The sequence below is a fragment of the Enterococcus sp. DIV1059_2 genome, assembly GCF_051713685.1.
Taxonomy (GTDB): Bacteria; Bacillota; Bacilli; order Lactobacillales; family Enterococcaceae; genus Enterococcus_D; species Enterococcus_D casseliflavus.
In genome coordinates, this window is sequence record NZ_JBIOQK010000001.1 from 2,883,810 (window position 1) to 2,901,718 (window position 17,909).

General features: G+C 41.4%; 16 protein-coding genes. All 16 read right to left on the reverse strand.

All coding sequences use genetic code 11. The features are described 5' to 3' along the window. Positions 1 to 19: 19 nt before the first annotated feature. Positions 20 to 922: a F0F1 ATP synthase subunit gamma gene (locus IGI72_RS13710; RefSeq protein WP_005228710.1), complete on the reverse strand. Its 903-nt coding sequence runs from the start codon at positions 920 to 922 to the stop codon at positions 20 to 22. A gap of 15 nt (positions 923 to 937) precedes the next feature. Next, positions 938 to 2,494 carry a F0F1 ATP synthase subunit alpha gene (atpA, locus tag IGI72_RS13715; RefSeq protein WP_005228708.1) on the reverse strand — a complete coding sequence of 519 codons (1,557 nt, stop codon included), beginning with the start codon at positions 2,492 to 2,494 and terminating at the stop codon, positions 938 to 940. A gap of 23 nt (positions 2,495 to 2,517) precedes the next feature. After that, positions 2,518 to 3,060, reverse strand: coding sequence for a F0F1 ATP synthase subunit delta (locus IGI72_RS13720; RefSeq protein WP_010749797.1), 543 nt, complete (start codon positions 3,058 to 3,060; stop codon positions 2,518 to 2,520). Continuing rightward, positions 3,047 to 3,571, reverse strand: coding sequence for a F0F1 ATP synthase subunit B (atpF, locus tag IGI72_RS13725; RefSeq protein WP_005228706.1), 525 nt, complete (start codon positions 3,569 to 3,571; stop codon positions 3,047 to 3,049). The genes IGI72_RS13720 and atpF overlap by 14 nt, the downstream gene beginning before the upstream one ends. 88 nt (positions 3,572 to 3,659) lie before the next feature. Next, positions 3,660 to 3,872: an ATP synthase F0 subunit C gene (gene atpE / locus IGI72_RS13730; RefSeq protein WP_005228705.1), complete on the reverse strand. Its 213-nt coding sequence runs from the start codon at positions 3,870 to 3,872 to the stop codon at positions 3,660 to 3,662. A gap of 32 nt (positions 3,873 to 3,904) precedes the next feature. Beyond that, positions 3,905 to 4,624, reverse strand: coding sequence for a F0F1 ATP synthase subunit A (gene atpB, locus IGI72_RS13735; protein ID WP_008380872.1), 720 nt, complete (start codon positions 4,622 to 4,624; stop codon positions 3,905 to 3,907). Between the two features lie 293 nt (positions 4,625 to 4,917). Beyond that, on the reverse strand, positions 4,918 to 5,376 hold the full coding sequence (gene smpB / locus IGI72_RS13740) for an SsrA-binding protein SmpB (RefSeq protein WP_008380870.1): 459 nt from the start codon (positions 5,374 to 5,376) through the stop codon (positions 4,918 to 4,920). 15 nt (positions 5,377 to 5,391) lie between these two features. Further along, on the reverse strand, positions 5,392 to 7,752 hold the full coding sequence (gene rnr / locus IGI72_RS13745) for a ribonuclease R (protein WP_270287786.1): 2,361 nt from the start codon (positions 7,750 to 7,752) through the stop codon (positions 5,392 to 5,394). Positions 7,753 to 7,755: 3 nt separating this feature from the next. Further along, on the reverse strand, positions 7,756 to 8,508 hold the full coding sequence (locus IGI72_RS13750) for an alpha/beta hydrolase (RefSeq protein WP_438754587.1): 753 nt from the start codon (positions 8,506 to 8,508) through the stop codon (positions 7,756 to 7,758). Positions 8,509 to 8,631: 123 nt separating this feature from the next. Then, positions 8,632 to 8,868, reverse strand: a complete 237-nt coding sequence (gene secG / locus IGI72_RS13755; protein WP_005228700.1) for a preprotein translocase subunit SecG — start codon at positions 8,866 to 8,868, stop codon at positions 8,632 to 8,634. Positions 8,869 to 9,024: 156 nt separating this feature from the next. Then, entirely contained in the window at positions 9,025 to 9,297 is a 273-nt protein-coding gene (locus IGI72_RS13760) for a GNAT family N-acetyltransferase (protein WP_438754589.1), read from the reverse strand. Positions 9,298 to 9,314: 17 nt separating this feature from the next. After that, positions 9,315 to 10,271 carry an alpha/beta hydrolase gene (locus tag IGI72_RS13765; protein ID WP_438754591.1) on the reverse strand — a complete coding sequence of 319 codons (957 nt, stop codon included), beginning with the start codon at positions 10,269 to 10,271 and terminating at the stop codon, positions 9,315 to 9,317. Between the two features lie 138 nt (positions 10,272 to 10,409). Further along, a complete protein-coding gene (locus IGI72_RS13770) occupies positions 10,410 to 13,970 on the reverse strand; it encodes a Cna B-type domain-containing protein (protein WP_438754593.1) in 3,561 nt (1,186 codons plus the stop codon). A gap of 525 nt (positions 13,971 to 14,495) precedes the next feature. Beyond that, positions 14,496 to 15,551 (reverse strand): hypothetical protein, encoded by a 1,056-nt coding sequence (locus IGI72_RS13775; protein ID WP_438755131.1) that lies wholly within the window; start codon positions 15,549 to 15,551, stop codon positions 14,496 to 14,498. A 157-nt stretch (positions 15,552 to 15,708) separates the two neighbouring features. Beyond that, the gene (gene eno / locus IGI72_RS13780; protein WP_005228686.1) at positions 15,709 to 17,010 is read right to left on the reverse strand and encodes a surface-displayed alpha-enolase; all 1,302 of its coding nucleotides are present in this window, start codon (positions 17,008 to 17,010) and stop codon (positions 15,709 to 15,711) included. Positions 17,011 to 17,122: 112 nt separating this feature from the next. Beyond that, complete coding sequence (tpiA, locus tag IGI72_RS13785; RefSeq protein WP_010749804.1) at positions 17,123 to 17,878, reverse strand: triose-phosphate isomerase; 756 nt, start codon at positions 17,876 to 17,878, stop codon at positions 17,123 to 17,125. Positions 17,879 to 17,909 lie beyond the last annotated feature (31 nt).

Below are 17,909 nucleotides of genomic sequence, written 5' to 3' on the forward strand. Positions count from 1 at the left end.
CCTCCATTCGTTCTTGAAACTATTCTAACGCGGATGCCCCCGCCACAATTTCAGTAATTTCTTGGGTGATCGCTCCTTGGCGCGCTCGGTTGTATGAGATCGTCAAGTCCCCAATAATATTTTTGGCATTATCTGTTGCTGTTTTCATCGCTGTCATTCCGGCAGCATGCTCGGCTGTTTTTGCGTCAACAATCGCACCATAAATCAAGCTTTCAGCGTATTGAGGCAGTAATTGATTCAAAATCGCTTCTCTGGAAGGTTCAAACAAGTATTCTTGTTCATAACTTTCGGCTTCTTCAGGATCTAAATCGGATATCGGCAACATTTTCTCCACACGAAATTGGCTAGTCAATGAATTGATGTGATGGTTATAACACACGTATAATTCATCGAAGACCTCGTTTTGGTACATCGTGGTTGCCAAGGTTACGATTTTACGTACCTCATCAAAGCTTGGTTGATCCGAAAGGTTTCTTAACTCGTACGCCAAATTGATGCCCCGTGCTTTGAAAAAGTCAGCGCCAGTTGCACCAATGGCAATCATGACATACTCTTCTTCTTTTGCATGGTCTTCATCCAGCATGGTCATCATTTGTTTTAAGATGGAACTATTATAGCCGCCCACTAGACCGCCATCAGAAGTGATGACGATATAGCCTGTGCGTTTGACCGGACGACTAACCAACATACTGTTATAGTTCACACCATCTTTAGGACCAGAACCTGCAAGATCGGAAAGCTGCTGCGCAGTCAAATGCGTAACGATTTCACGTACTTTGTTGGCATACACTTGAAACTGTTTCGAATGAGCTTCAGATTTTGTTAATTTTGCAGCTGAAACCATTTGCATGGCCTTTGTGATTTGGCTGGTTTTCTTTGTTGAGGCAATTCGTTGCTTGATTTCATTTAATGAAGCAGCCATTTTCTCTCACCTCTTTTATGCGTTTTGCATTGTCGATATTTTATCTTGCGGTGTCACCCGAGAACTGTTGGATGCCATGAAAATATCTTTGAATGCTTTAATGGTGTCATCTAACAAGCTTTCTTCTGGCAAGTCTTTCGTTGTCCGAATGGTTTCAAAAATCGTTGCTGCGTTTGCTTCGATATACTCAAATAATTCTGCTTCAAAGTCCAATAGTTTATTGACAGGTACACTATCAATGAATCCATGCGTCAACGCATAAAGAATCACGACTTGTTTTTCGACTGCCAATGGTTCATGTAGTTTTTGCTTTAAGATTTCAACGGTACGACGACCGCGGTTTAATTTGGCTTGTGTCGCAGCATCTAGATCAGACCCAAATTGTGTGAAGGCTTCTAGCTCGCGGTAACTTGCCAAGTCCAAACGCAAGGTTCCAGCAACTTTCTTCATCGCTTTGATCTGTGCAGAACCACCAACCCGTGAAACGGACAATCCAGCCGCTACGGCAGGACGCACACCTGAATAGAACAGGTCATTTTCTAAGAAAATTTGTCCATCTGTGATAGAAATCACGTTGGTTGGGATATAGGCTGAGATATCCCCCGCTTGCGTTTCAACGAATGGCAGTGCCGTCATTGATCCGCCACCTAGTTCATCACTTAATTTCGCTGCACGTTCCAATAAACGAGAGTGCAAGTAGAAGACATCCCCTGGGTATGCTTCACGACCTGGCGGACGGCGTAGAAGTAGAGAAAGTTCACGGTAAGCGACTGCTTGTTTTGATAAGTCATCAAAGACGATCAAAACATGTTTGCCGTTATACATGAATTCTTCTCCCATTGCTGCCCCGGCATAAGGTGCGATGTAAAGCAATGGTGCTGGTTGTGAAGCACCTGCTGAAACAACGATCGTGTAATCAAGTGCACCGTAACGGCGTAATGTTTCTACTTGTGCACGAACCGTTGAGTCTTTTTGGCCAATAGCGACATAGATACAGATCATGTCTTGCCCTTTTTGGTTGATGATCGCATCGATCGCAATCGTTGTTTTCCCGGTTTTCCGGTCACCGATGACTAATTCCCGTTGGCCGCGTCCGATTGGCACTAAAGCATCAATAGCTTTCAACCCTGTTTGCATTGGTTCCGATACGGATTTCCGTTGCATTACACCTGGTGCGGCTGCTTCAACTGGGCGTGATTTGTCTGTTTCGATCGGACCTAAGCCATCGATCGGTTGCCCTAATGGATTCACTACCCGGCCAATTAATGCATCGCCGACAGGAACTTCCATGATTTTACCGGTTCGTTTTACTTTGTCTCCTTCACGAATGGTTTCAAAATCACCTAGGATGATGATCCCGACGTCGTTTGATTCTAAGTTTTGTGCCATCCCATAAGAACCGTTTGAAAACTCAAGCAGTTCTCCACTCATGGCATTTTCTAAACCGTGAGCACGGGCGATCCCGTCCCCAACATATGTGACAGTACCGATTTCTTCTACAGAAAGTTCGTTCTGATAATTTTTAATTTGCTCTTTGATCAAGGCACTAATTTCTTCTGCTTTGATGGCCATCCGATTCACCTCTTATCTCTTGTTTATCTGCCGATTTTTTGTCGCAGATAATCCAGTTGGCTCTTAATACTACCGTCGATCACTTGATGATTTGCTTCAACGATGACTCCGCCTAAAATCGTTGGATCGACCGTTTCTTTCAATTGTGCCTGCTTGTACCCAAGCTTATCGGCGATTTGCTTTTCGATTTTGCTTTTTTGTTCTGCTGACAAAGCAACAGCCGTTGTGATCGTTCCGAGAACAAGACCTTGATATTCATCGTAACGACGTTCGTATTCGTCAATGATCAGCAATAGATCATCCATGCGATCATATTCATAAACGATCTCTAAGAAATTTCTGACCAAGCCTTCAAAGCCCTTCAGCAATTGATCGACTAATTGTCTTTTTTCATGGAGATCCAAGCGGTTATCCGTCACGATCTGACCGAATGTTGGAATCTCCTGATAAATCTGACGCAAGGTCATTAATTCTTGGTAAACTTCTGTCAAGCGCTGTTCTTCCATCGCCAATTCGAACAAGGCTTTTCCATAGCGTTTTCCCACTGTGAATTTATCGAGTTTCATTAACTGAACCCAATCCTTCGATATATTGATTGATTAGGGATTCATGATTTTCGGGAGTCAATTCGCGTCCTAAGATTTTTTCTGCGATTTGAAGCGAAAGTTCTGCAACATCATCTTTCACTTCTTTTAACGCAGTTTCTTTTTCAAGGGTGATATCTGAGTTTGCTTTTTCTTTCAAACGAGCCACTTCTTCTTTGGTCTCGCTCAAAATATTTTGTCGACTCAATTCCCCGCTATCTTTGGCGCTCTTGATGATCTCCGCAGCTTCAGAATGAGAACGTGCCAATTTTTCTTGGCGTTCTTTTTCTAATTTTGCTGCATTCAAGCGTGATTGTTCCGCTGAATCCAAATCATTGGCGATTTTATCTTCCCGTTTTTGCATCATGCTGCTGATGGCATCCCATGCAAAATGTTTCAATAAGAATAGCAAAAGAAGAATTGATCCGCTGACAACGATAATATTGCCAAGCATTGGATTTTGAACTTCCGCTATAACCAACTGATTTAGCATAACGATTCTTCCTTTCTGAAAGTCATTGTTTCATTAGAAAAAAGCAAAAACGAGTGCAATTGTTCGTTTCTGCCTTTTCGTGCTTGTCTTATCGGAAGACTAATAACAGCGCGATAACTACCCCTAGAATCGGTACAGCTTCGACTAACGCTACCCCGATAAACATTGTTGAGCGTAGTTGACCTGACATTTCAGGTTGGCGTGCCATTGATTCGATCGTTTTTGCGATTACTTGTCCGTTACCATACCCTGCACCAATTGCTGCTCCGATAATTGCTAATCCTGCTCCAATAAAGTTCATTCTTTTTTCCTCCTAATTGTATGTCGATTCGATTAATGTTCTGCCACGATTTTGTGGCTCATAAATACCATGGTCAATGTAACAAATACATAAGCTTGGATCGCTCCAATAAAGAGTGAGAAGCCAATCCAGATCATTTCTAGCGGCATCACGATCGGTAATGACCACCAACCAAGACTAATAAACATGTTGGCAATCAATCCTAATAACACTTCCCCTGCGAATATATTTCCATATAAACGCAAGCCTAACGTGATAACATTCGTAAATTCTTCGATGATTTTTAGCGGTAATAAGAACCCCACCGGTTTCAAGTACGAATTGATCAAGTAATTTTTGAAGCCCAACGACTTGATCCCAAAGAAATGTGTCAAGGAAATAACCATAAGTGCGAGTGTCAGTGTAACAAACGGGTCTGCTGTCGGACTTTTCCATAAGGTAATGTCATCTGTCGTCACGATTTTTGTGACTAACCCGATCTCATTTGCCACAAACACAAAAAGAAACATTGTTACACCGAGCAAATGAAAGTTGTTCACTTGAGATCCTGGTAGATTGTCCGCTACGATACCGCGAACAAAGTCAATGACCCATTCAATGAAGTTCTGCTTCCCTTTCGGTTTCATTTGCAGATTACGTGTACAAATAAAGACCACCAAAAAAACAATAATACAAGAAATGATTGTCATCATAGCTACAGTTCCATCAAACCATATAGGACCGATATGAAACATAAGCGATTTATCTTCCAATCTTTCTCACCTCTTTTCCTGTCATCTCCAGAAAAAAATCTGGTGTTACAATGCGTTTCCTCTCATAACAATCGGTATCATACCACCACGAATGGAAAATTTCAAAGCATTTTCAAGAAAATTAGACAAAAAACTCACAATGCCAAAAATCCTAAATTAAATGAAAAATTCCCGTGTCGCTATGTGGAAGAAAAAGCCTGTTATATCAACAGCTTTCCCTTAAATGCTACCAAATTTAGCGCGATTTTCAAAGCAATAACCTCTATCGGATTCTAAAAGAAGTTCTTAGAAAATTAGAAATTTCTAAGAACTCGGTCAATTTGTCTTTCTTGATCTTTGCGTTTCAAGGATTCCCGCTTGTCATATTCGCGTTTTCCTTTCGCTAAACCAATCAAAACTTTGGCATAACCATCCTTGATATACACCTTTAACGGAACGATCGTCATGCCTGTATTTTTTGTTTCGCCAATCAGACGAGCAATCTGCTTTTTATGCAGTAACAGTTTTCTTGTCCGTAGTGGATCATGATTAAAAATGTTTCCTTGCTCGTATGGGCTGATATGCACATTTACTAAGAATGCCTCACCATTGCGAATGCGTACAAAGCCGTCTTTCAAATTGATCCGACTGTTACGGATCGCTTTGATCTCTGTTCCCTGTAAGACGATCCCCGCTTCGATCGTATCGAGGATCGTGTAATCATGGCGGGCCTTTTTGTTTTGGGCGATTAATTTCCCTTCTCCTTTAGGCACGGGCCATCCCTCCAATTATTTTTTCTTGATTCCTTTGTAAAAAGGTTTTTTCTTTTTCACTTTGCCAGCTTTCTTTGACTTGCCTTTACCGGTTTGTTCAAAGCGTTTCCCTTGTTTTTTCTCAGGGTTGTGTTGTTTTTTCCCGCGACGGTTCGCTTCATTTTTTTGATGGTTGTTTCGTTTGTTGGCTTTTGGTGCTTGCAGTTTTTCGACTTCTTCTGCTGCTACCAATTCGAAATCGATCTCTCTTGTTTCTGGATCAGCTTTCACGACTTTGATACGAACTTTTTGACCAATTTTAAAGGTCAAGCCTGTCCGTTCACCTACAAGTGCCAGATGGTTTTCCAAATAATGGAAGTAATCTTGCTTCAGATTATTGATATGGATCAGCCCTTCAATCGTGTTAGGCAATTCAATAAACAAGCCAAACTTAACGACGGAACTGATGATACCGTCAAACTCTTCTCCTACTTTATCGGCCATATACTCAGCTTTTTTAAGCGCATCAACTTCTCTTTCTGCATCGACTGCTCGTCGTTCCATTTGGGAGCTGTGCATTGCGATGTCAGGCAAGATTTCAGCCCATTTGTTTTGGTTGGCTTCAGAGACATCTTCACTGTAAGAACGAATCAAGCGATGCACGATCAAGTCGGGGTACCGACGGATCGGTGACGTGAAGTGAGTATAATCTTCCGCTGCCAAACCATAGTGGCCGACGTTTTCTTCTGAATACTTCGCTTGCTGCATACTTCTGAGCAGCATCGTATTGACAACCATTGCCTCTGGCTTATCTGCGACATCTTCAACCACTTTTTGCAGTTGTTTTGGTGAGATCGAGCCGTTGGTTTGTTTGACTACAATCCCTAAAGCAGAAGCAAAATCAAAGAAGCGACGCATTTTCTCTTCTTTTGGTTCCTCATGGATCCGATAAATAAATGGTAAATGCTTCCGATTGAAATGGCGCGCCACGGTTTCATTGGCTGCCAACATGAAGGACTCGATCAATCGTTCGCCGACGCCACGTTCTCGCAGAACGATTTCTTGCGGGTGTCCTTCTCCATCGACCAAGACTTTCGCTTCGCGGTCTTCAAAAGAAACCGCCCCACGCTTGATCCGCATCGTTTCTAACACGTGGTGCAAGGCGGCCATATCATGGAACATCGGTACTAGTTTCGCATATTCTTTGCTGGTTTCTGGATCATTGTCTTCAATAATTTGATTGACTGCCTGATAAGTCATGCGGGCACTTGTTTGAATAATACTTTGGAAAATATTGTAATCCGTGACGATCCCCTCTTGGTTGATCCACATTTCACAGCTCATGGCCAACCTTGGGACATTCGGATTCAACGAACAGATCCCGTTTGATAAACGTTGTGGGATCATCGGGATCACTCGATCCGTTAGATAGACACTCGTTCCCCGCTCAAAAGCTTCTTTGTCCAACGCACTGTTTTCTGTCACATAATAAGAAACATCTGCGATATGCACGCCCAAATAGAAGCTGCCGTCAGGCAATGCTTTTACCGTCACCGCATCATCCAAATCTTTGGCATCCGCTCCATCGATCGTTACGATCTGTTGATCTCGCAAATCCCGTCGTTCTGGAAAGTCAGCAGGATCGATCGTATCGGGTACTGCATCTGCCGCTGCCAAGGTTTCTTCCTCAAATTTTGTGGGAATCCCATTCGCCACGACGATCGATAAAATATCCATTCCAGGATCGTTTTTATGCCCCACAACTTTTGTGATCAACCCCTCTAAGCTTTTCGAATAGCCTTTTTCTGGATAATGGCTGATCTCAACGATCACGATGCTGCCGTCTACTGGACGAATTCCTTGGGCGCCGATAAACACCTTTAAATCGCTTAGTTTTTTATCTTTAGGTTGAACAACGCCATATAGATCCGATTCTTCGATCTCTTTTTCGTCAAATAATGTAAACTCGCCGACCAACTGACTGATGGCGCGTTGCTTGATTTCTACGACCTTTCCCTCTGCGCCGCGATCTGAAAAAGGATCGGCAACATGCACGATGTCTACAGCAACGGTATCGCCGTCCATGGCATAGCCTGTTGCTTCTTTAGGGATATAAATATCGTCTTCTTCTTCATCCAACGTGACAAAGCCGAAGCCCCGCTCGTTGGCACGAAAGGTTCCTTCCACAAACACTCGTTTCATTGGTAATTTCACTTTGCCTTTTTTGTTAAAAATCACACTGCCTTCTCGTTCCATCGCCGCTACTGTCTGGACAAGATTCTTAAAGTCTGTACTTTTTTGAAGTCCTAGACCTTCAGCAATTTCTTCCATTGAAAAACTTTTTTTACGGCTTTCTTCGAGAAACTGAACAATTTTTGTTTTAATCGTTTCTGTCATAACTCACTCTTTCCAAGCAAGTGTTTCTATGAAAGCAAACACATCCTGCTCTAATTTTTTCCGTTCTGGTCCAACTGTCACCACATGACCACTTTGAGGATACCATTGAAGCGTATAGGGAACATGGGACAATGCCGCTGCGGTTTTGAAAACCGTCTGTGGATCGATCATTTGGTCCCTTCCTGCTTGCGCCAGGAAGATTGGGCGCTCGATTTTTCCTAAATGCTCGGCTGTGGTTTGTCCGACTGTTTCGATTCCTTGCAGTTGTTCTCTGACCTTACGAGGGACTTCTGCCAATATTTCTTTTTGGGTCGCCTCATCTAAATCAGCGTAGGGTATGACCATTTCAGCATACTTTTCAAAATTGACTGGTACTTCGTTCTTGGTTTCAAATAACGGTGAGCAAAAAAGACCGCCGCCCATCAATGTTGGGTCTTGCGTCAAACGATCCATCGCTAAAATCCCACCCATCGAAAGTCCAAGAACGGCAACTTCCTCATAGCCTTTTTCTTTCACATAAGCAACTGCATCCGCAGCATCCTGCTGCCAAACAGTCATTCCTTGATTTAAGATATCATCTGGATTCGGTGTACCATGTCCAGTAAACATCGGTGTATAAACCGTGTAGTCTTTTTGTTCTAACGAACGACAAAGCATGCGCACATCGTTAGGACTGCCTGAATAGGCATGGAACAAAATGACCGCTCGTTTGCCGTGTTCAGCAAAAACCGGTTTTGGTTGATTAAATGTTTTCATGTTTCCTTTCACCTCACGTCCAATTCTACCATAGTTAGCAAGAATACTTCGACAAATGCGATCAAAATCTTCCCGTTAAAAAGAAAAAAACCTCTCTTTACGAGAGGTTCGCTAACAAAGTGATTAGTTTGATGAAAGAAAAGCCAAAATAAAGAGCAAGACCATCCAAACAAAACCTAAAATGGCCGTTGAACGCTGCATCACCGCTTCAAATCCACGGGCTTTTTGCTTACCAAACAATTGATCTGCACCGCCAGTAAAGGCACTAGCTGCACTATTTTGCTTGCTAGGCTGCATCATGATCGTAATGACCATTAAAATCGAAATAACGATCACAGCAGTTAATAAGATGTTATACACGTTAGCTCCTCCTTGCTTGCTAAAGTCGTCCTTTCCATTTTAGCATTTTCCGCTGGAAATTACTACTCTCTTTTTGTCATTGACCGTTGCATGACGGTTTAAAAAAAAGACTGTCCTTTCTGACAGCCTTTTTCTCATAGATCACTTTCGTTCAAATCAGTGAACGAGTACGTCATCGTATTCTGGTTTTTCTTTGAACTCTTTGACCGCAAAGGAGCAGACAGGCATAATTTTTTTCTCTTCCCGTCTTGCTTTTTCAACAACCGCTTTGAGTAATTTTTGCGCCAATTGCTGGCCGCGATAATCAGGATTAACGAAGGTGTGGTCTACTTCTAGAACATCATCTGGCGTTTCTTGCCATGTGATTTCTCCCACCTCTTTTTCTCCATCATACAAAGCAAAACGTTTATTTTCTTCTTTGATTTCCATTGCTTTCTTCCTTTCTATCAGACGATGTCTGTATTTTGTTTGATATTCTCAATGAATTGCAAAACGGTTGGCCAATATTCTGGTGCATCTTTCACTGCCTGTAAATGTCCCATATTCGCAAAGAGGACTTTTTGTTTCGGTCCAGCCGTTGCTTCCATTAAGGTATTGATCTCTTTTTCCGAAAGAAACGAATCTTTTTCTCCTTGTAAAAACAGCACAGGTAAATGGTTGCTGCCGACTTGTCGGGTCACCGAGATCTGCAAGAAGGGATAACCGACTAATTGTTTGCTATAGCGATTCGCTAAGCGCAAAAAGCGTTTGATCGGTAACCGAGAAAATTGCGGCAAACTTGATCGGATCGCGCTGTAAACGGACGTATAGCTGCTGTCTGAGATCAACCCAGCCACTTGCACCGGCATGACTTCTCCACTAGCCAGCAGCAAGGTCGCAGCCCCCATTCCTAAACCATAGAGGAAGATTTGTGTTTGTGGGTCTTTTTCCAAAATCTTATCGATCCACAAAAGTAGATCCATCCGATCTAGCCACCCTAAACCGATCTCTTTGCCTTCACTGCGGCCATGTCCACGTAAATCAGGAACTAAAACATTGTAACCAGCAGACCAGAATTTCTCGGCTGCCTCTTGACAGTCTGCTTGCCCATCACTGCGATACCCATGCAAGCAGATCACCCACGTTTTTGCACACTGATCAAAGACTTCCGCTGTTAGGATCAGATCATCGGCGGTCGTTACCGTACATTCCGAACCTTGTGCCCAAAAAGCCGAACTCTTTATTGCGATCCGCTCTTTGTATGGAATCCCCAGTTTCTTTCTGCCTTCTTTTTCATACCATTCATTGTTTCGCATAATGATCGCCGAAACAAAATAGCGTACGCCCTTTTTCAAAACAGACGTGCGATATACATAGTACACCAAAAAACCAAAAATAAGCAGTAGTAGCAATAGCCAAACCATAGGATCCCCCCTTAATTTTAGTTTACCATTTACAATGGATTTCAGCCAAAGTTTTGTCGCACGTCTTAAATAAGTCCTATACTTTAAAAAAACTTTGCCCTGACTTCTAGCAGAGAAGCAGGACAAAGTTTTAATTGGTTAACTATGTTTTCGTCGATAAAGTATGCCAACGCTTGTAACGAGTAAAATACTTCCAAGGATACTCCACTCATAAGAAGAGCGCTCGTTTGTCTTAGGCAATCGTTTTTCAGTAGCCGCATGGTTTGCGTCATTCTTGTTGTCATCTTCCGATTGTTTAGAAGTATCTGGCTTTTTAGGTGACAACGGGACCTGCGGCTTTTTAGGATCACTCGGTGTTTTTGGTGTCTCTGGCCCTGTATAAGTGTTGACTAAGTTATAGCCATTTACTTTGGTGGTGTATCCTGAAACTTTTTCTTCTTGGATCGTGTAGGTATAGGCTTTTCCTTCGGCATCGTATTTTGGCAGCTTATCAAAGCGATAGGTCCAGTTGCCTTTTTTATCTGCTTTTACATTTTTTTCTGCGTATTTTTCGCCGTTTTGCATCAGATTGACAGTGATGCTTTCAGGGCGGGTATTGAATTGGTTGTCGTAGTCATTCCATATCTTTGTTCCTGATATTTCTGTCGTTTCGGTGTTACGGTAGGTGTTGACTAAGTCATAGCCGTTTACTTTGGTGGTGTATCCTGAAACTTTTTCTTCTTGGATCGTGTAAGTGTAGGCTTTTCCTTCGGCATCATACTTAGGCAGATTTTCAAAGCGATAGGTCCAGTTGCCTTTTTTATCGGCTTTTGCGATTTTTTCTGCGTATTTTTCGCCGTTTCGCATCAGCTTGACAGTGATGCTTTCAGGACGGGTATTGAACTTGTTGTCGTTGTCATTCCAAGTTTTTCTGCCTGAAACTGTGGTTGTTTCCGTATTGACTAGGTCATAGCCGTTTACTTCACTGATATATCCAGAAACGGTTGCTTCTTGAATCGTGTAGACATAGGCTTTTCCCTTGGAATCATACTTAGGCAGATTCTCGAAGTGATAAGTCCAGTTCCCTTCTTTATCGGCTTTTACGATTTGATTGTCGATCTTTTTACCATTTTGCATCAATTCGACAGTGATACTTTCTGGTCGGATGTTGAGCTGATTGTTGTTATCATTCCATGTTTTCGTACCTGAAACTGTTGTTGTTTCCGTATTGCGGTAAGTGTTGACTAGGTCATAACCATTGATTTCACTGGTGTATCCTGAAACTTTTTCTTCTTGGATCGTGTAGGTATAGACTTTTCCTTCGGCATCGTATTTTGGCAGCTTATCAAAGCGATAGGTCCAGTTGCCTTCTTTATCTGCTTTTACGACTTGCTTGGCGATTTCTTTATCATTTTGCATCAGCTTGACAGTGATGCTTTCAGGACGAGTATTGAACTTGTTACCATAATCATTCCACGTCTTCGTTCCCGATACTTCTGTCGTTTCAGTGTTACGGTAGGTGTTGACTAGGTCATAGCCATTTACTTTGGTGGTGTATCCTTCAACGGGTGTTTCTTGAATTGCGTAGTCATAGGTCTGACCAGATTCGTCGGTTGTTGGTAGATCGGTAAATTCATAATGCCATTCCCCCTCTTTATTCGGGGTAACCGTTTTTGTTTGGAACACTTCACCGTTTTGTAATAATTGAACCGTAATGCTTGTCGGACGGGTATTAAATTTGTTGTCATAATCGTCCCACGTTTTGGTTCCGCTGACTGTCGTTGTATCAAGAGATAGCAGGTGATTCATTGCAGCTAGTTTGATTATCGGTACAATCGTTTCATTGGCTTGAAGATCCCAGCGGTGGGTTTCCGCATTGACCAATACCGTATCAGCAATGATACTGCCGTCAACATTTTGGTGGACATCAACTGTATCACCAACAGCCAAAATCGTTCCTTGGAAGGGACTATTAATCGAAAGCTTTTGATTTTCTGGCTGATTAATAAAATTCCACAGGATAACGGCATCATCAAAATCTTCTGTTTCATGACTATTGCGCGTCGTGCCATCTGTATATTCTAGTTTGATTTGCGACTTGATATTAACGGTACTTGCTCCTTCGGTATCCACATTGATGAGTACAGGAGACGTGCCTTTTGTTAGCCCTTTGATGGTAATTGGTGTATCTTTTTCTAATTCTGTTTTTGAAAGAGTAACGACTACCTTTTGATCTTCTTCATCAATAGTGTCTGCCGAAAAGGAAATTGGTTTCTTATCGATTAGATAACCGTCTGGCGCTTCTGTTTCAACAAAGGAATAGTCCCCTTCTGGAAGATCCGTTTCGATTACTTGTCCATCATCATTTGTGACCTCTTCATCAACCTCTTTATGTGTCTTTTTATTTTGAAGTTCGTAAACACCGTCATCAAGCGGGTTTCCTTGTTCATCCGTTAAGGTCAACACCACCTCTTGCGTATCATTTTCAGCACGGGCGGTATTGATGACCCGCTGATTATTATCAGTAAAGTCTTTGGTTACACCGGGCGTTTGCGGATAGGCTCCTAGCCTTTCTGACGTCGCCTGTAACGTTGAGAATACCTTTTTAAAATCTATATACGGTTCACTTGCGGATTGATCTTGGAAAACTTCGGAAGTTTTCAAGTGATCCATTCTCTGTCCATTTACAAAAACGGCAGGTTGTTGATTTTGATCTGCTAAATCTACTGTGACTGATGGGCCAAAGACAACTTTGTTTTTTCTGCTATCAGTTCCTGACACAAAAGAAGAATTTGCGATCGTATTGACCTTTTGAATATAATTGATTTCTGTTGCCAACGAACCATCCTGAATACTGGTTCCAAAATTGACATTGCCATTTAGTTCTCCCACTGCTAAGTTTCCGTTCGTATGGGTATTTAGCGTCGCATGGTTAGCAAAAATATGAAAATATTGGGCTTCTCCAAGAAGTGCGTTATCAACTTCTGGCACATCATTTTTAAAGCTGCCGCCACTTGATAGTTGTGAAACTGCTGGCGCACTTGCTTGTGTATCAGGTGTTGATTCGATTGCTGTTGATGCGGTAGTTGACTCTGCTTGTGGTTGTGACTCGCTGCTTTTTGTGGCAGGCTGTTTTTCGGAAGCCTCTGTTTGTTCCTGACTGTCAGCAAGCACTGCTTCGGCACTCGTTGCTTCTGTGGATGATTGATTGTCAGGTAAAACAACTGCTACATCTGTTGTGTTGATAATGTCTTCTTTCACTTGTCCATTTTCTTCCTCTGTTTGAAGAAATGCGGATTTGATTGTCAAAGTTTTAAGAGCTTTTGTTTGAAACGTTAGCGTCATTTGGCTAAAGGAGCTGCTAGTAGTTTCTTCCATCAGCTGCTGTCTTTGCGGATCATATGTAAATGGCGTGCCGTTGCTTTGGATTGATTCTGGCAGAACCGTTTGTTCTCCTTCACTCAAGCTGAATGCCAGTTGATTAGCAGCAGACTGCTGATTCTTTTCTACCTCGATCGTCCAAGTGATTTTTCCTGTCGTAGGATCTGGTAATGAGGTCACTTGCGCTGTTCCTTTTTCATTTTGAAATAGAATTATTTTGGTGTTTCCCTCGGTGTCCGCATGAGCTGTAACGACTGATAACAATGGTGTCACATAGGACATCACAAGCAAAGACAACATAACAATCGGGTAAGATATTTTTTTCACATAAGTACGCATTTCTCTTCCTCCAAACAACAAATTTTACTCAGGTGATTATCCTAATCGGAAAGAAGAGAAAAAGCAAAATACCTCAAAGTTTGTTTATGTGAAAAAAATGAAAGCAAGAACCATAAAATGATTCTTACTCTCAGGAGAATTTGTGAAAATGAAATATAATTTCTTTAGTTTTAAAAAACAACAGAACAATTTATTCATAATAAATACTCAAAATCCAGAAAGAATCTTTTGTTTGTGATAAAAGTTCTTTCATTCAAAACTCTTGAGTAACAGCAGTGATTGGCAACTCGTTAAAATTTCACTAGTCAAAAAATAATAAATGTAAACTGGAAATGAAAATTTTCATAAACAATCAGATTATTTTCATTTTCGATTACAAAAATTTTAGCTGATTCTTTAAAATCTTACTGTTATTTTCCCTCTATTTATAAGTTCTCTTAATTTTTCAACTTACTTTCTATAAAAAAAACTGTTCCTTGTTCATCTACTAGAAACAGGTTTTTTCTATATAGCTTTCATTCACTTTTAATTACTAAAAGTTTGAGCAATCTCCTCTTGATCAAAGTCACAAGCCACATCCAAGGACAAAGAATCTGCAGTAGCCAATGCACCCCATGACACACAAAATTTTAAATCAGTTGGACTTTGATTCCCCTCAATAAAATAAGCTGGGAATCCCGAGTCAGACCTGTCAAGTTGATATACACCCCCAGATTTTTTCAGGAAACACTCATCGTCATAATATTGAGTTACAGCAAAATTAAGGTTAATGGCAGATTTTTTTAACAAATATTGCGCGCCATAGTATCTTTGCCCACTAACGATTTCAAAATCACGGAAAGAGTGTCGAGGAAGATCCGTTTTTATCTCAAGTTTTCCCTTCCCTTTGATCATTTTTAAATTAGGCAATAAGATAAAGCGACCGATTATTTCGTTGACCCAATCTGGATGACTTTCACCGTAGTAACTCGAAAAATTGCTATGACCATCGATTACTTTAAAAGAAATCGGCTCCCCGTTAAAGGTTAACCACCAGTTGCCAACAGTTGTGGGTAGCAACTGTTGACTATAAAGATCGCCAAACAATCTGTCTGGTCTTTCATCACATGAATCAGACACAGCTATATCCTTACAATGCTTTTCTATATATACCAATAGATCTGTATCGTCTGTAACGACAGAATATGAGCTACCATCATCAATGATTAATTCTAAGCTGCCTAATGGATGCTGAGTGTACGGAAGATCTACATCACGATTCCAGCCTTCCCACTCAGGATAAGAATCAAAGATCAAAAGATCATCCAAAGAAATGCTGGGTAAAAAACCAGTTAGCACCCCTTCATAAAGATAAGTATCTTTGATTGCATCCAATAAATTATGGCCGCTCAGCCAAATAAGCGACTTTCCATTTTTCTTCTTTTCAATCGAATGCAAAATACTCATGTCACCTGAATAATCGGTAATCAGCCAATTATACTGGAGGATCAAATCTTTTGGAAATAGGTCAATAATTCCTGCAGCCGAAACAATATGTTCTACTTCCTTTGATACTACATTATTTATGTACAATTTTTTCATCAGCATTCTCTCCTAAAATACTAAGTTTTCCTATAGTCTATCATACAATTAGCATACCGATAAAACTCGTAAAAAAGTCCCCCCATGTCAATTACACATGGGGGGGACTCTACCATAATTTCAGTACAGCAAACGAAAATGTTTGATCAAACTAAAATTATTTATTTTTCAAGTTGTAGAATGCTTGCAAGCCTTTGTATTCAGCAACTTCACCAAGTTGGTCTTCGATACGTAGTAATTGGTTGTATTTTGCAATACGGTCAGTACGTGAAAGAGAACCAGTTTTGATTTGGCCAGCGTTTGTTGCAACTGCGATATCAGAGATTGTTGAATCTTCTGTTTCACCTGAACGGTGAGAAACGACTGCAGTGTAACCAGCTTCTTTCGCCATTTCGATAGCATTGAATGTTTCAGTCAATGTACCGATTTGGTTAACTTTGATCAGGATTGAGTTACCGATACCGTTTTTGATTCCTTTTTCAAGGATTTCAGTATTTGTAACGAACAAGTCATCCCCTACTAATTGAACTTTGTCGCCTAAGCGTTCAGTTAATAGTTTCCAACCATCCCAGTCGTTTTCATCCATACCGTCTTCGATAGTAATGATTGGGTATTTGTTAACTAATTCTTCTAAGTAGTCAACTTGTTCAGCAGCAGTACGTTTTACGCCGTTTTCGCCTTCAAATTTAGAGTAGTCGTAAACACCGTTTTCGTAGAATTCTGATGATGCACAGTCAAATCCTAAGTATACGTCTTTACCTGGTTCTAAACCAGCAGCTTTGATTGCTTCTAAGATTGTTTCAACACCGTCTTCAGTTCCTTCAAAACGAGGAGCGAAACCACCTTCGTCACCTACTGAAGTTTCTAAACCACGTTTAGACAAGATTGATTTCAAAGCGTGGAATACTTCAGTACCCCAACGTAAGCCTTCTTTGAATGTAGGTGCGCCTACAGGCAAGATCATGAATTCTTGGAAAGCGATTGGTGCGTCAGAGTGAGAACCACCGTTGACGATGTTCATCATAGGAGTTGGCAATACTTTTGTATTGAATCCGCCTAAGTAGTGGTATAAAGGTACTTCTAGGTAATCAGCAGCTGCACGAGCAACAGCGATAGAAACACCAAGAATCGCGTTTGCGCCTAATTTGCCTTTGTTAGGAGTTCCGTCTAAAGCGATCATTGCTTTATCGATAGCCATTTGGTCACGTACATCGTAGCCGATGATAGCTTCTGCAATGATGTTATTTACATTGTCAACTGCTTTCGTTACACCTTTACCGCCATAACGAGCTTTGTCGCCATCACGTAATTCAACTGCTTCGTGTTCACCTGTTGAAGCTCCTGAAGGAACCATTCCGCGGCCGAAAGCACCTGATTCTGTGTAGACTTCTACTTCGATAGTTGGGTTACCACGTGAGTCTAAGACTTCGCGTGCGTAAACATCAGTAATAATTGACATGTTTTGTCTCTCCTTTGAGTTTGTTTTATCTTAAGGGGAAAGCCCCTTGCGAACAACTTAATTGTAGTGAAAAAATCACGATTCTGCAAATGTTATTTTCATGAAAATGAAATTATTTTACAGCATCTAATAATGCTAGGAATGAATCAGCTTGCAAGCTTGCGCCGCCAACTAATGCTCCGTCAACATTTTCTTTTGCCATGTATTCAGCAATGTTTTCAGGTTTTACAGAACCGCCGTATTGGATACGCACGCTATCTGAAACTTCTTTGCCGTATAATTTTTCAACGGTTTTGCGGACAACGCCACAAATTTCGTCTGCGATGTTTGCATCCGCTGATTTACCAGTACCGATCGCCCAGATTGGTTCGTACGCAATCACAAGATTACTTACTTGACCGTCTGTTAAACCGTCTAAGCCAGCAGTGATTTGTCCTTCGATCCACTCCGCTGTTTTGCCAGCTTCATAGGTTTCTAAAGATTCACCACAGCATAGGATTGGGATCATGCCGTTTGAAAAGATTGCTTTGGCTTTTTTGTTGATGTCTTCATCTGTCTCATGGAAGTATTCACGACGTTCTGAATGACCAATGATGACATAGTCAACACCTAGATCTGCTAAAGCTGCTGGTGAAGTTTCACCAGTAAAGGCACCTTCATTTTCCCAGTAGCTGTTTTGAGCAGCAATTTTTAATTCTGTTCCTTCAGCAGCATTCACTAATGTTTCTAAGAATAGAGCTGGCGAACCGATCACAGAGTCAACTGTATCGTTGCTAGGAATTTTTGTTTTGACTGCTTCAGCGAATTCTTTTGCTTCTTTCGCAGTTTTGTTCATTTTCCAGTTTCCGGCAATAATTGGTTTGCGCATGTTCTGGCACTCCTTTTCGTTATCAAGCGTG

Coding starts and splice junctions, on each gene's coding strand:
- IGI72_RS13710 (WP_005228710.1), bottom strand. CDS start 922: ATGGCTGCTTCATTAAATGAAATCAAGCAACGAATTGCCTCAACAAAG.
- atpA (WP_005228708.1), bottom strand. CDS start 2,494: ATGGCCATCAAAGCAGAAGAAATTAGTGCCTTGATCAAAGAGCAAATT.
- IGI72_RS13720 (WP_010749797.1), bottom strand. CDS start 3,060: ATGAAACTCGATAAATTCACAGTGGGAAAACGCTATGGAAAAGCCTTG.
- atpF (WP_005228706.1), bottom strand. CDS start 3,571: ATGCTAAATCAGTTGGTTATAGCGGAAGTTCAAAATCCAATGCTTGGC.
- atpE (WP_005228705.1), bottom strand. CDS start 3,872: ATGAACTTTATTGGAGCAGGATTAGCAATTATCGGAGCAGCAATTGGT.
- rnr (WP_270287786.1), bottom strand. CDS start 7,752: ATGACAGAAACGATTAAAACAAAAATTGTTCAGTTTCTCGAAGAAAGC.
- IGI72_RS13750 (WP_438754587.1), bottom strand. CDS start 8,508: ATGAAAACATTTAATCAACCAAAACCGGTTTTTGCTGAACACGGCAAA.
- IGI72_RS13760 (WP_438754589.1), bottom strand. CDS start 9,297: ATGGAAATCAAAGAAGAAAATAAACGTTTTGCTTTGTATGATGGAGAA.
- IGI72_RS13765 (WP_438754591.1), bottom strand. CDS start 10,271: ATGGTTTGGCTATTGCTACTACTGCTTATTTTTGGTTTTTTGGTGTAC.
- IGI72_RS13770 (WP_438754593.1), bottom strand. CDS start 13,970: ATGCGTACTTATGTGAAAAAAATATCTTACCCGATTGTTATGTTGTCT.
- IGI72_RS13775 (WP_438755131.1), bottom strand. CDS start 15,551: ATGAAAAAATTGTACATAAATAATGTAGTATCAAAGGAAGTAGAACAT.
- eno (WP_005228686.1), bottom strand. CDS start 17,010: ATGTCAATTATTACTGATGTTTACGCACGCGAAGTCTTAGACTCACGT.
- tpiA (WP_010749804.1), bottom strand. CDS start 17,878: ATGCGCAAACCAATTATTGCCGGAAACTGGAAAATGAACAAAACTGCG.